Here is a 13036-nt window from a genome sequence, read left to right on the forward strand (position 1 = left end):
AGGCATCCATCCCGCTCTTCGTCCGTCGGGTCAGTCGCGCGCGTAGGCCGCCGCGAGGTGCGCCTCGAGGTCGAGGTACACGTCGTCGGCGATGTCGAAGATCACCTTGTTGATCTCGCCGCCGGCGAAGTCGAACCCGTAGCCGTACAGCGACGACACCGGGTCGGCGCTGTCGCGGCCGATGGTGAGGCCCTCGCCGCAGAGCGAGAAGTGGCCGAGCACGGTGCGGATCTGCTTCTCGCCGACCTGCTGGTCGTCGATGTAGAGCTTCACCGGTCCCTTCGGCTCGCGGTAGTCGCCGGTGCCCTCCTTGGTGAACTCGACGCCGATGATGTGCTTGCCCGAGGTGGGGGCGGGTGCCGACACGCGGTCCTCGGGCGGGATGCCGAGGAAGTTGTACACGTAGTGGATCTGGCCGTCCTTCACGACGAGCGCGTGTCCGCCGAAGCGCGAGCCGTGCGCGAAGATCACGCCTTGCGTCTCGGGCGTGAACTCGATCTCGGCGGCGATCTTGTACGAGCCGCCGTGCACGTTGGCCGCGCTCCGCTCCGGAACCTCGCTCGTGCCCGGGTAGTAGACGAACTGCCCCGACGGCGGTGCCGGCTGGTGGAACTCCATCTTGATGAAGGTCTCGAAGTCCTTCGGGCTGCCGATGATCTGCAGGTCGTTCAGCGGCAGCACCTTGTTGGTCTTCGCCTCCTCGAGCCACAGCGCCTTGAGCTCCTCGAGCTTGTCGGGGTGCTCCGCGGCGAGGTTGTGCGCCTCGGAGCGGTCGACGTCGGTGTGGTACAGCTCCCACTCGTCGCCGGGGAAGTCGCCCTTGCCGCTCACCGGCCCGTGCACGGTGACGGCCTTCCAGCCCTCGTGCCAGAGTCCGCGCTGGCCGAACATCTCGTAGTACTGCGTCTTCTTGTTCGTCGGCCCGTCGGGCGCGGCGTCGAAGGACGGCACCATCGAGACGCCTGACAGCGGCGTCTGCTCGACGCCGTTGTACGTGTCGGGGAACGAGACGCCGCACGCCTCGAGGATCGTCGGCACGATGTCGGTCGAGTGGTGGTACTGGTGGCGCACCTCGCCCTTGGCGCCGAAGCCGGCGGGCCAGTGGATCACCAGCGGGTCGGCGACGCCGCCCTGGTAGGTGTAGCGCTTGAACATCTTGTACGGCGTCGAGAACGCGGCCGCCCACCCGGTGGGGTAGTGGTTGTACGTGTCGGGCGAGCCGAGCTTGTCGACCTGGCGCAGGTTGTCTTCGAGGCTGTCGGGGTAGCCGCCGAAGATCTTGCCCTCGTTGACCGACCCGTTCGGGCTGCCCTCACCCGAGGCGCCGTTGTCGGCGCAGTAGATGACGAGCGTGTTGTCGAGCTGGCCCGACTCCTCGAGGTAGTCGATGATGCGGCCGACCTGCGCGTCGGTGTACTCGCTGAAGCCGGCGTACACCTCCGCCATGCGGCTGAACATGGCCTTCTGCTCGTCCGACAGGGTGTCCCACGGGAGTACCTCGTCGGTCTGCGAGAACGTGCCCTCGGGCATCGGGTTGAGCGGGGTCAGCGCGGTGTCGGACGGGACGATTCCCTTCTCCTTCATGCGCTCGAGCACCCAGTCGCGATAGGCCTCGTAGCCGTCGTCGAACTTGCCCTTGTACTTGTCGATGTACTCCTGCGGGGCGTGGTGCGGAGCGTGGTTCGCACCGGGGCAGAACCACAGGTACCAAGGCTTGTCCGGCTCGGTCTGCTTGACGTCGCGGATCATCTTGAGCGCCTGATCGGCGAGGTCCTTCGACAGGTGGTACCCCTGCTCGGGGAGGTACGGCTGGTCGATGTAGTGGTTGTCCTCGGCGAGCGACGGGAACCAGTTGTTCGTCTCGCCGCCGACGAAGCCGTAGAAGCGGTCGTAGCCCTGCGCGAGCGGCCAGTGCTTCTTGCTGGCGCCGGCGGTCCACTCGTCGATGGGCACGTTGTGGTTCTTGCCCACCCAGAAGGTCGACCATCCGGCGTCGCGCAGCAGGTGCGCCATCGTCACGTTCGAGTCGGGGATGTGCGAGTTGTAGCCGGGGAAGCCCGTCGACGACTCCGAGATCGTCGCGAAGCCGTTGAGGTGGTGGTTGCGGCCGGTGAGGAAGGTCGAGCGCGTGGGGGAGCACAGCGCGGTGGTGTGCCACTGCGAGTAGGTCAGGCCGTTCTCGGCGAGCCGGTCCATCGTCGGCATGTTGATCCGCCCGCCGTACGGCGACCATGCGGCCATGCCGGTGTCGTCGTAGAGCACGACGAGCACATTGGGTGCGTCCTTCGGCGCCTTGTTCGGCAGGAAGGCATCCCAGTCCGCCACCGAGTCGCGGACGTCGAGTTCGATCTTTCCCTGGAATTCGCGAGGCACAGGGTTCTCCGTTCTTCACACACGTCACAAACAAGCAGGGAGGCCCGACGAGGCCTCCCACTTGGCACCCTAGTTGGGACTCCGTGTCCCGCGGAAGGGCCGACACGCGTGCCCGCTAGAGTCGCGGCATGAGCGAGCCGCTGCCCTCGTGGCGCGACACGGCGACCCGTGCCGCGATCTTCGATTTCGTCGCCGCCGTGACCGCCGAGGGCGGGCCGGACTTCGTCCCGCCGGATGCCCGCGTGGCGGTGTTCGACAACGACGGCACCCTCTGGACCGAGAAGCCGATGCCCACACAGCTGCACTACCTGCTGCAGCAGTGGAAGGCGCAGGCCGCCGCCGACCCGTCGCTCGCCGATCGGCAGCCGTTCCGAGCTGCTGCCTCCGGCGACCTCGCGTGGCTGGGTCAGGCGGTCGACAAGCACTACGCCGGCGACGACTCCGATCTCGGCCTGCTCATCGCCGCCGTGTCGGAGTCCAGTGCCGGTGCGAGCGTGGAGGAGTACGAGGCATCCGTCGCCGCGTTCTATCGCGATGCCCGCCACCTGTCGCTCGGCAGCTCCTACGCGCACACGGTCTACCAGCCGATGGTCGAGCTGATCCGCTATCTCGAGGCGCACGGGTTCACCGCGTACATCGTGTCGGGCGGCGACCGCGACTTCATGCGCCCGATGACGCAGGACTACTACGGCATCCCCGCCGAGCGGGTCGTCGGCACCGGCATGGGCCTCGAGTACGACGCCGACGACAACGTGGTGCGGTACACGTCGAAGCTCGCGTTCTTCGACGACGGCCCCGAGAAGCCGGTGCGCATCTGGATGCGGGTCGGCCGGCGCCCGATCCTCGCGGTCGGAAACTCGAACGGCGACATCCCGATGCTCCGCTTCGCGCAGGGCAACGCCCGCAGCCTCGCGCTGCTCGTGCACCACCACGACGACGCCGGTCGCGGCGATGTGCCGTACGACAAGGGCGCGGAGCAGGCCCTGGCCGCAGCATCCGTCCACGGCTTCACGGTCGTGAGCGTGCGCGACGACTGGTCCGAGGTCTTCCCGCCGGCGGAGTGAGCGTCAGGCGTCGCCGACGCAGCGGAAGCCGATGTGCGACATGCCGGTGTCCTCGGCCTGGGGCGAGCGGGCCGCGGGCCGGAAGCGCAGGCAGTAGTCCGGCGAGCACAGGTGCGAGCCGCCCTTGAGCACGCGGCGCGGGATCGAGGGGAAGCCGTCCTGCGCGCTCGCCGCGGCGAGCAGGTTCGCGCGCTTGCCGGCGTCGACGGGCTTGTCCGACAGGCGCAGGTGGCGCGGCGTGTAGAAGTCGGTCGTCCACTCCCACACGTTGCCGGTCATGTCGTAGAGGCCGTACCCGTTGGGTTCGTACGAGCCGACGGGCGCAGCATCCCCCACTCCCTGGTTGTCGTAGGGGAACCGCCCGAGCCACGAGTTCGCCTGCGCGACGCCGCCGGGGTACGCCTCGTCGCCCCACGCGAACCGCGCGCCCTCGAGCCCGCCGCGCGCCGCGTACTCGTGCTCGGCCTCGGTGGGCAGTCGCAGCCCGGCCCACTCGGCATACGCGGTCGCGTCCTCGAAGGCCACATGGACGACGGGATGCTGCAGCCTCTCGTCGACGGACGACTCGGGTCCGAACGGCCGACGCCAGAACGCGCCCGGCTGCCACCGCCACCAGTTGCGCCAGTCGCGGAGGTCGACCGGGCCCGCGGTCGGGGTGAACACCATCGCGCCCGGCACGAGGTCGGCAGGATCCGCGCCCTCGAACGCGGCGGCGTCGAGCTCGCGCTCGGCGACCGTGACGTACCCGGTGTCGTCGACGAACGCGGCGTACTGCGCGTTGGTCACGGCGTACCGGTCGATGCGGAACGGCGCGACCTCGCGCTCGTGCACGGGCTTCTCATCGGGGTAGAACTCGTCGGACCCCATGCGGAACACGCCGCCGTCGAGGAGCACCTGGTCGTGGGTCACCGCAGTCACCGCTCCACCGTAGCCCGGGGTCAGAACGAGCCGATGCCCTTGCCGATCAGCGAGACGCCGATCACGAGCAGCAGCACGGCCATGATCACCGCGTTCTCCTTGCCGAGCCACACGCGCAGCGCGTCGAGCGGGCCGCGGAGCTTCTCGGCGGCGATGAGGTACCCGACCACGGGGACGAGGACGGTGGATGCTGCGATCACCGTGAACACCGCGATCACGACCACGATCGGCCCGGTCTCGAGTCCCGCCGACCCGATGTCGACGCCGGCAGCGGCGGCCATGAGCAGGTTCTTCGGGTTGACCGCCGACAGCAGGAAGCCGAGGCCGAGCGCGACGGGGAAGGTGACCTTGTCGATCGCCTGCATCCACTTCGGCATCTTGGGCTCTTCGCCGGCCTTCGGCCGCCCGCGCCATTGGCGCAGCGCCAGCAGGATCAGCCCCGCTCCGAGGAGCAGCTGGATCACGCCCTGGATCGGCTTCGAGGCATCCGTGTCCTGCGCAGGAAGGATCGACGACAGCAGCGTGAACACGGTCACCGCGACCACGATGCCCAGCACCCAGCCGAGCAGGAACCCGACGCTCGTCACCCGCGCCCTCGGCGACAGGAGCATGAGGATCGCCGCGATGATCGGGATCGGGCTGATCGCCACACCGAGGGCGAGGGGAAGGATCTCTCCGATGACGGCGCCCATGGGCGTCCTCCTGAGGGGTGTCGAACGATATCGGCGTGGCCACCGTATCGGTCGAAGCGGCTCAGACCCCGTTGATCCGGTCGCGCCACTCCAGGAGCGCCTTGACCGGCGCGAGGTCGTACTCGGGCCCGTCGATCGCCGGGACGATCAGCCGGAAGCCGAGGTCGTACAGGCGGGACGCGGCATCCGTCCCCTCCAGGAGAGGGCCGAAACCGCGGACGGTGGTCCCGGTCGACAGCTCGATCTCGGCCGGGTCGCGGCCTTCGCGCGCGCACCATTCGTGCAGCACGCCGATCTTGCGGGGCAGGTCGTCGAGCTTCGTGAAGGTGTGCCAGATGTCGGCGTGCTGGGCGACGAGGCGCAGGGTCTTGCGCTCGCCCTGGCCGCCGATGAGGATCGGGATCCGCCGGGTCGGCAACGGGTTCAGCTGCTCCCAGCGGGCGCGCACGCGCGGCAGGTCCTCGGCGAGAGCGTCGAGGCGCGAGCCGACCGTGCCGAACTCGTAGCCGTACGCGTCGTAGTCGGGCTGCGCCCACCCCGACCCGGTGCCGAAGATGAAACGGCCGGTGCCCGTGGCGCGGGCGCTGATGTGGTCGACGGTGCGGGCCATGTCGGCCTGCAGGTCGGGGTTGCGGTACGAGCTGCAGTTCACGAGCGGGCCGAACTCGACGCGCTCGGTCTGCTCGGCCATCGCCGCGAGCACCGTCCACGCCTCGAAGTGCGCGGACTCGAACGGCTCGGTCAGCGGGAAGAAGTGGTCCCAGTTGAAGATCGCGTCGACGCCGAGCTCCTCGGCGCGCAGAACGGCGTCGCGATAGGCCGCGTACGACCCGTGCTGCGGCGCGAGCTGCACGCCGATCCGAAGCGGGCGATGGGACGACGGATGCTGCGAGTCGGTCATCTGAGCGAGTCTCTCAGTTCTTCGGCTCGATGCGGAGCACGTCGGGCGACTCGCCGACCGTGAGGTCGTCGACGACACGGAGCGTGCGGGCGAGGTCGTCGACGCTGCCGATCACGGTGCCGAAGCGCTCGCGGTCGGAGCACACCGCGGTCACGGTGACGAAGTGCGTGCCGGTGTCCCACGTGTAGGTGGCGAACGGCGGGGTGCGCGTGTCGGAGGGGAGTGCCATCTCGAGCTTCTCGCCGACGCCGAGGTAGGGGTTGCGGAAGCTCTCGGTGTCGTCGTACTCCATGGGCATCATGGCGCGGGCGGCGCGGAGGTCGTTCGTCGCCTGCTGCACCTGAGCCATCACGACGACGAGCTCGGCGTCGGCCTTCCACACCCACACGAGCACGCGGCCCGCGGCCTTGCGCATCAGGAACGGCGCGGCCTGGCTCATCGCCCAGGCGGCGAAGCCGTTCCCGGAGCGCGGCTGCCCGCCTGCGGCAGCGCCCGCCTCGATCGACGTCGCGCCGGGCGGGCCGATCATCAGGCCACCTGCCTGGTTCAGCAGCATCCGTATCGCCGTCTTCCGGTGACGGCGGCCTCGGAAGCCGAGCGACTCGGTCACGGGCACCCAGAGGTTGGGGTCGGCGTCGGCCTGCAGTCGGGGCATGCGACCCAGCGTACGGGGCCTCTCTGGCGCGTTCCTGGGGAGGCGGCGGAACCCCCTCGGGTAGGGTGGAGGGCGCGTGGCGCCAGCCGCTGCCGCGCGTCCCCGCCGCACAGACAGGCCCCCAACCCGTGACCGATCCTGCGACGCCCGACGACACCGCCGCCGCCGCGAGTCATCCTCCGCTGAAGATCCTCATCGGCGCCGACACCTTCCTTCCGCACGTGAACGGCGCCGCGCGGTTCGCCGAGCGTCTCGCCGCAGGCCTCGTGGGCCGCGGCCACGAGGTGCACGTCATGGCGCCCAGCAAGCGTCACCGCGACCACGGCACGTTCACCGAGGTCATCGAGGGCAAGCCGATGACGATGCACCGGCTGCCGTCGTGGCGCTGGTACCCGCACGACTGGCTCACGTTCGTCATGCCGTTCATGTCGAAGCACTACGCGCGTCGAGTGCTCGACGAGGTGCAGCCCGATGTGGTGCACATCCAGTCGCACATCGTGATCGGCCGCGGCCTCACGCGCGAGGCGCGCAAGCGCGGGATCCCCGTCGTCGCGACGAACCACGTCATGGCCGAGAACGTGCTCGACTTCACGGTGCTCCCGCCGTCGTGGACGCAGTACGCGGTCAAGCTCGCGTGGGAGGACGCCGAGCGCACCTTCAAGATGACGCGCGCCGTCACGACGCCGACGCGCAAGGCCGCCGAGTTCCTCGAGCGCACCATCGACATCGACGGCGTCATCCCGGTCAGCTGCGGCATCGACGCCTCGAACTACACGGCCGACCTCACGCCGCGCGACGCGCACCGCCTCGTGTTCGTGGGCCGCCTGACGACCGAGAAGCAGATCGACGTCGTGCTGCGTGCGATCGCGAAGCTCGACCCCGTGCTCGACGTCCGCTTCGACATCGTCGGCTCGGGCGACCAGCGCCGCAACCTCGAGCAGCTCGTCGCCGAGCTCGGTCTCGGCGACCGCGTCTACTTCCACGGGCACACGACCGACGAGGAGATCCGGTCGCTGCTCACCAATGCGAGCCTGTTCGTGATCGCCTCGATCGCCGAGCTGCAGTCGATCGCGACGATGGAGGCCATGGCCTCGGGCCTGCCGATCGTGGCGGCTGACGCGGTCGCGCTCCCGCACCTCGTGCACGACGGCGAGAACGGGTACCTGTTCCGCCCCGGCGACGTCGACGACCTCGCCGCCAAGCTCACGACGGTGCTGACGCAGTCGCCGGAGGAGCGCGCGCGCATGCAGCGGTGCTCGCTCGAGGGCGTCAAGGTGCACGACATGAACCGCACGCTCGACACGTTCGAGGCGCTGTACCGCGACGAGCCGCTCCCCGAGTAGGCCGCCATGCACGTCGTGATGTTCGGCGACCAGCACGCCGAGTCCCTCGGTGGGGCGCAGGTCTCGATGCGGCTGCAGCGCCGCTTCCTCGAGAAGGCCGGGCACACCGTCACGATGGTCGCGCCGGCGATGCACGGCTCGCGGGCGCGGGCCGCGGCCGCCGACCCTGCCTACGTGGACCTGCCGTCGATCCCCATCACGGTGGACCGCGAGTACTCGATGTCGTGGCCGGGCCGGCGTTCCGATCGGTGGCTGGATGCTGCGATGACGGGCCGCCCGCCGGTCGATGTCGTGCACATCCAGGGCGACTTCTGGGGCGCGTTCGTCGGCGTGCGGTTCGCCCAGCGGCACGGCCTTCCGATCGTGCACACGATGCACAACCGCCTCGACGTCGGGATCGAGGCGACCACGCCGTTCCCGAAGACCGTGCTGCGGGTGCTGAACGCCTGGCAGCGGCGGGCGCTCGGGCGCGGCGCCGATGCGGGCGAACGCGGACACGACGGCTGGGCGTACCTCCGCCGGTTCGGCGCCCACGCCGCCGCGATCACGGCCCCGTCGACGCACTTCGCGCGCCGGCTCGAGGCGAACGGCGTCGTGCCCCTGGCCGGTGCGGCGGCTCCATCCGCCCCCGGGGTCGACGTGATCTGGAACGGCATCGACGACGACGTGCTCGCCGAGGTGCTGTCGGCCCTCCCGGATACCCGGCCCGACCTGGCCGACCCCGCCGACCCGGCCGACCCGGCCGACCCCGCCGACCCCGCCGACCCGGCCTCTCGTGCCGAAACACGGGTCGGTGACGCGACACGCGGGGGCGCAGCATCCGTTCCCGGCGTGTCGCCACGACCGACCCGTGTTCCGGTAGCAGAACGCAGGCCGAAGTTCGTCTGGCTCGGGCGCATGAGCCCCGAGAAGCGGCTGATGCCGTTCCTCGAGGCCGTTGCGGCGTCGGGTATCGACGCCGAGGTCGAGGTGATCGGCGGCGGCGGGCAGCTCGGGGCGGCCCGGCGTCTCGTCGAGAAGCTCCGGCCGCGTGCGACCGTGAACTTCGCGGGACGGATGCCGTACGCCCAGACTCTGCGGCGCATCGCCGCCTCCGACGCCGTGGTGCAGACGTCGATCGGCTTCGAGACGCAGGGCATGACGATCTTCGAGGCCGCGTCGCTCGGCACGCCGTCGGTGGTCAGCGACCCCGACCTCGCGGCCGAGCTCGGCGCGGGCTTCTGGGCGGTCGGCGACGGCGTCACGCCCGACCCGTCGGTCGCCGCACTGGCGGACGCGCTGCGGGTCGCAGCATCCGATATCTCCGCCGGAAACCCCCGCGTGCCGGAGCCGACCATTCGCGAGCGCTTCCGCCAGTCGTCGCGCACCGCCGCGATGGTCGAGGTCTACGACCGCGTCATCGCCTGACGCGGGAACGCAGAAGGGCAGGTCCGCGCCGCGCGAAGCGGCGGGCCCTGCCCTTTCGCTGTGGGGTCAGGGGAGGCGGGTGCGGTCAGTGGGGAGGCGACGGTAACCGTCGGTGCGAAGGGCGGCGATCGTCGATGCGAAGGCCACCGCGGACAGGGCTGCGAGAACAATCACGATGAACATGGCAGAAACGCTACGCTTGCGCCTGTCCTGCCACGAGTGGCAGAATGGCCACACATCGTACGAAAACTGCCAGCCCGGAGGTTCGCATGAAAACGGTGGCCTGCATCGTCACGGACGGCTTCGCGCCGTTCGAGTTCGGCGTCGCGTGTGAGGCGTTCGGCCTCGATCGCTCCGACGACGGCATCCCCAACTTCGACTTCCGCATCGTCACGCCCGATCCCGGGGCCGTCGAGTCGAAGATGGGCTTCTCGATCAACGTCGACGCCGACCTGTCGTTCGCGTACGAGGCCGACCTCGTGGTGGTCTCCCCCGTGCCGCACCAGTACTGGGGCAGCATCGACGAGCGCGTGCTCGACGTCGTCCGCGCGGCGGTCGCCCGCGACGCGTGGGTGCTGAGCGTGTGCAGCGGCTCTTTCGTGATCGCCGCGTCGGGCGTGCTGGACGGCCGCCGCGCGACGACCCACTGGATGTACGCGCAGAAGATGAAGGAGATGTACCCGTCCATCGACGTCGACCCCGATGTGCTCTACGTGCAGGACGGCCGCATCATCACGAGCGCCGGCACAGCGGCCGGGCTCGACGCGTGCCTGCACCTGCTGCGGCAGGAGCTCGGCGCCGAGCTCACCAACATCATCGCCCGCCGCATGGTCGTACCGCCCCAGCGCGACGGCGGCCAGGCGCAGTTCATCGCGAACCCCCTGCCCGCCACGACGTCGCTCTCGCTCGCACCCGTCACCGACTGGATGCTCGACAACCTCCGCCTCGACCTCACCGTCGACCAGCTCGCGACCAAGGCGCACATGTCGCCGCGCACCTTCGCGCGCCGGTTCAAGGCCGATTACGGCGCGACGCCGGCGGCCTGGCTGGCGCGCCAGCGCATCATCCACGCCCAGCGCCTGCTCGAGAAGACCGACCTGGGCCTCGACCGGATCGCCTACGAGAGCGGGTTCGGCTCGGCGGCGGTGCTGCGCCAGAACTTCGCGCGTGTGCTCGGCACGACGCCGACCGCGTACCGCTCGCGCTTCGCCTGCCATCTGGACGAGATGACGGATGCCTCGACCGCCGCCGAAGCGGTGGCCGAGGCATCCGTCCTCGAACCCGTGGCGTAGGGCGTTCTCGCGCCCTGCGGCGGGGTCAGGCCTTCTTGGCGTCGATGTCCTTGCCGTGCACGGTGAGGGCGTAGATCACGACGACGTCGATCGCGAGGAGGGCGATCGACAGCCACGGCTGCACCGAGATGAGCGTGATCTGGCCGATGGCGTTGAGCGCCACCAGGATGATGGCGACGACGCGGGCCCACGTCGCACCCAGGAGCAGGAAGATGCCGACGAGGATCAGCAGGGCGCCGATGATCAGGTGCCACCAGCCCCAGCCCTGGACGTCGATCGAGAAGAGCCCGATCTGGCCGAGGAAGTAGGCGGTGTCAGGGCCGATGAGCGCCTGCAGGCCGTGGAAGGCGTCGATGGTGCCGGCGACGATCAGCACGACGGCGGCGAAGACGCCCCATCCTGCCCAGCCGGAGGTGTTGACGTCGGAGTTGGTCATGGCGAGGGTCCCTTCGTGTCGGCCGGGGAGGCCGTTCAGCTTCGGGCGACCGGTCGCCCGGGCGGTGTTCGTGCCGCTAGGCGTCACACTAGCGATCCTGGGAGAACCCTGGGAAGAGGTGGGAGTCACGCAGGTCGCATGAATTACGCGCGATGACGCCGTGCGTCGAAAACGTCGCCACCGCGGGCGGGGAGGCCTTCGCTAGCGTGTGACCCGTGGGGTTCGATCCGAGATCGTGGTTCTCCCGTAAGACGCTGCGCAAGGACGCCGTCGCGGGGGTGATCCTGGGCGTCGAGGCGGTGCCCGACGGTCTCGCGGCCGGGCTGCTCGCCGGGGTCAATCCGCTCGCCGGACTCTACGGCTACCTCTTCGGCATGGTCGGCGCGGCGGTGCTCACGAGCAGTGCGTTCATGGCGGTGCAGGCCACGAGCGCGATGGCGCTGGTCGTGTCGGACGCCGGGCTCGACACGCTTCCGGACCCCGACCGCGGGCTCTTCACCCTCGCGATCCTGACCGGCATCATCATGGTCATCGCGGGCCTCCTGCGAGGAGGCCGGCTCATCAGCTTCGTGCCGACGGCGGTGATGACGGGGTTCGTCACCGCGATCGGCGTGAACATCATCCTCGGCCAGCTGTCGAACTTCACCGGCTACCAGGCGCAGGGCGCCAACCGTCTGCTCAAGACCATCGACGTGCTCGTGCACGTGGGGCAGTGGAACATCCCGTCGCTCGTCGTCGGCGCGATCGCGGTGCTCATCATCGTGGTGCTGCTGCCGACCCGCGTGGGCAGCATGGGCCTCGTGATCGCCGTGGTCGTGGGGTCGGTGTGCGCGGTGCTGCTGAACCTGTGGGTGCCCAACTCGGTCGTGCTGCTGCGCGACATCGTCGACGTGCCGCGCGGCCTGCCGGCGCCGGTGCTGCCCAGCATCGCCGACGCGCCGACGCTGCTCATCCCGGCGCTGTCGCTGACGTTCATCGGACTCGTGCAGGGTGCGGCGGTGTCGGCCGGCATTCCGACCGCCGACGGCAAGCGCGCCGATGCGAACCGCGACTTCCTCGGGCAGGGACTCGGCAACGTCGTCTCGGGACTCTTCCAGGGCATGCCGGTCGGTGGGTCGATGTCGGGCTCGTCGCTCATCGTGCAGGCGGGGGCGAAGACGCGGCTCTCGCTCTTCGTCGCCGGGGCGGTGATGGCGGTCGTGGTGTTCCTGCTGGCCGACGTCGTGGCCTTCGTCGCGATGCCGGCGCTCGCCGGCTTGCTGATCGTCGTGGGGTGGCGCGCGATCAAGCCCAGCCGCGTGTACTCGGTCATGAAGTCGGGCCCGTTGCCGACGACGATCATGGCCGTCACCTTCGGTCTGACGCTGATCATCCCGCTGCAGTTCGCGGTGCTGGTCGGCGTGGGGCTCGGCGTGATCCTGTACGTCGCCGAGCAGTCGAACAGCGTGCGCGTGCGCGCGGTGCACCTCGCGGACGACGGGCGCATGCGCGAGAGCGACCCGCCCGCGGTCGTCCCGCCGGGGGAGGTGCTCGTGCTGCAGCCCTACGGCAGCCTGTTCTTCGCGAGCGCGCCGGTGTTCGAACGGCAGCTGCCCGATGTGAGTCGCGAGTCGAGCGGCGCGGTCGTGATCGTGCGCCTCCGCGGCACCGACGAGATCGGTCTCTCGCACGTCGAGGTGCTGCGCCGGTTCGCGGCCGCATTGCGCGACGCCGACTCGACGCTGAAGGTCGTCGCCACCGAGGACCGCGTCATCTCCCAGCTCGACGCCGGCGGGCTCACCGCCGACATCGGCCCCGACAACGTCTACCGCGGCACGGAGTGGGTGGGCGAAGGGCTGCGGCGCGCCTACGCCGATGCGCGGGCTGAGGTCGACGACGACGCCTAGGGGCCCCGACGGCCCCGCCGATCCGCAGGCGTCGGCCGCGGCATCCATTCGTCCTCCTGACACAGAATC

Annotated in this window: 11 protein-coding genes; 5 read left to right on the plus strand and 6 right to left on the minus strand. The window is 69.9% G+C overall.

Annotated features, from left to right (window positions below; translation table 11 throughout):
• Window positions 1–30: 30 nt before the first annotated feature.
• Window positions 31–2373, minus strand: coding sequence for an arylsulfatase (locus ACFC1I_RS08000; RefSeq protein ID WP_376007723.1), 2343 nt, complete (start codon window positions 2371–2373; stop codon window positions 31–33).
• A 128-nt stretch (window positions 2374–2501) separates the two neighbouring features.
• Between ACFC1I_RS08000 and ACFC1I_RS08005 the strand changes: the two genes are divergently transcribed.
• Window positions 2502–3437, plus strand: a complete 936-nt coding sequence (locus tag ACFC1I_RS08005; RefSeq protein ID WP_376007725.1) for an HAD family hydrolase — start codon at window positions 2502–2504, stop codon at window positions 3435–3437.
• A gap of 3 nt (window positions 3438–3440) precedes the next feature.
• On the opposite strand, the gene ACFC1I_RS08010 is transcribed toward ACFC1I_RS08005, so the two are convergent.
• From ACFC1I_RS08010 to ACFC1I_RS08025, 4 genes are all read right to left on the minus strand, one after another.
• A complete protein-coding gene (locus tag ACFC1I_RS08010; protein WP_376007727.1) occupies window positions 3441–4355 on the minus strand; it encodes a formylglycine-generating enzyme family protein in 915 nt (304 codons plus the stop codon).
• 20 nt (window positions 4356–4375) lie between these two features.
• The gene (locus tag ACFC1I_RS08015) at window positions 4376–5047 is read right to left on the minus strand and encodes a GAP family protein (RefSeq protein ID WP_376007729.1); all 672 of its coding nucleotides are present in this window, start codon (window positions 5045–5047) and stop codon (window positions 4376–4378) included.
• 61 nt (window positions 5048–5108) lie between these two features.
• Window positions 5109–5948, minus strand: a complete 840-nt coding sequence (locus ACFC1I_RS08020) for an LLM class F420-dependent oxidoreductase (RefSeq protein WP_376007731.1) — start codon at window positions 5946–5948, stop codon at window positions 5109–5111.
• Window positions 5949–5961: 13 nt separating this feature from the next.
• Window positions 5962–6603, minus strand: a complete 642-nt coding sequence (locus ACFC1I_RS08025; RefSeq protein WP_376007733.1) for a hypothetical protein — start codon at window positions 6601–6603, stop codon at window positions 5962–5964.
• 128 nt (window positions 6604–6731) lie between these two features.
• Here ACFC1I_RS08025 and ACFC1I_RS08030 point away from each other — a divergent pair, with 128 nt between their 5' ends.
• The 3 genes from ACFC1I_RS08030 (at window position 6732) to ACFC1I_RS08040 (ending at window position 10645) form a co-directional block, all read left to right on the plus strand.
• Window positions 6732–7946: a glycosyltransferase gene (locus ACFC1I_RS08030; RefSeq protein WP_376007735.1), complete on the plus strand. Its 1215-nt coding sequence runs from the start codon at window positions 6732–6734 to the stop codon at window positions 7944–7946.
• Window positions 7947–7952: 6 nt separating this feature from the next.
• On the plus strand, window positions 7953–9353 hold the full coding sequence (locus ACFC1I_RS08035) for a glycosyltransferase (RefSeq protein ID WP_376007737.1): 1401 nt from the start codon (window positions 7953–7955) through the stop codon (window positions 9351–9353).
• A 269-nt stretch (window positions 9354–9622) separates the two neighbouring features.
• Complete coding sequence (locus tag ACFC1I_RS08040) at window positions 9623–10645, plus strand: GlxA family transcriptional regulator (RefSeq protein WP_376007739.1); 1023 nt, start codon at window positions 9623–9625, stop codon at window positions 10643–10645.
• A 25-nt stretch (window positions 10646–10670) separates the two neighbouring features.
• On the opposite strand, the gene ACFC1I_RS08045 is transcribed toward ACFC1I_RS08040, so the two are convergent.
• Entirely contained in the window at window positions 10671–11081 is a 411-nt protein-coding gene (locus ACFC1I_RS08045; RefSeq protein ID WP_376007741.1) for a hypothetical protein, read from the minus strand.
• A 215-nt stretch (window positions 11082–11296) separates the two neighbouring features.
• On the opposite strand from ACFC1I_RS08045, the gene ACFC1I_RS08050 reads away from it, so the two are divergent.
• Complete coding sequence (locus ACFC1I_RS08050; protein WP_376007743.1) at window positions 11297–12967, plus strand: SulP family inorganic anion transporter; 1671 nt, start codon at window positions 11297–11299, stop codon at window positions 12965–12967.
• Window positions 12968–13036 lie beyond the last annotated feature (69 nt).

It is taken from the genome of Microbacterium sp. NPDC056044 (genome assembly GCF_042267145.1).
Classification (GTDB): Bacteria; Actinomycetota; Actinomycetes; order Actinomycetales; family Microbacteriaceae; genus Microbacterium.

What these genes read in the sequence shown, in the direction of transcription:
- ACFC1I_RS08005 (WP_376007725.1), top strand. Translation starts at nt 2,502, where the DNA reads ATGAGCGAGCCGCTGCCCTCGTGGCGCGACACGGCGACCCGTGCCGCG.
- ACFC1I_RS08015 (WP_376007729.1), bottom strand. Translation starts at nt 5,047, where the DNA reads ATGGGCGCCGTCATCGGAGAGATCCTTCCCCTCGCCCTCGGTGTGGCG.
- ACFC1I_RS08020 (WP_376007731.1), bottom strand. Translation starts at nt 5,948, where the DNA reads ATGACCGACTCGCAGCATCCGTCGTCCCATCGCCCGCTTCGGATCGGC.
- ACFC1I_RS08025 (WP_376007733.1), bottom strand. Translation starts at nt 6,603, where the DNA reads ATGCCCCGACTGCAGGCCGACGCCGACCCCAACCTCTGGGTGCCCGTG.
- ACFC1I_RS08035 (WP_376007737.1), top strand. Translation starts at nt 7,953, where the DNA reads ATGCACGTCGTGATGTTCGGCGACCAGCACGCCGAGTCCCTCGGTGGG.
- ACFC1I_RS08040 (WP_376007739.1), top strand. Translation starts at nt 9,623, where the DNA reads ATGAAAACGGTGGCCTGCATCGTCACGGACGGCTTCGCGCCGTTCGAG.
- ACFC1I_RS08045 (WP_376007741.1), bottom strand. Translation starts at nt 11,081, where the DNA reads ATGACCAACTCCGACGTCAACACCTCCGGCTGGGCAGGATGGGGCGTC.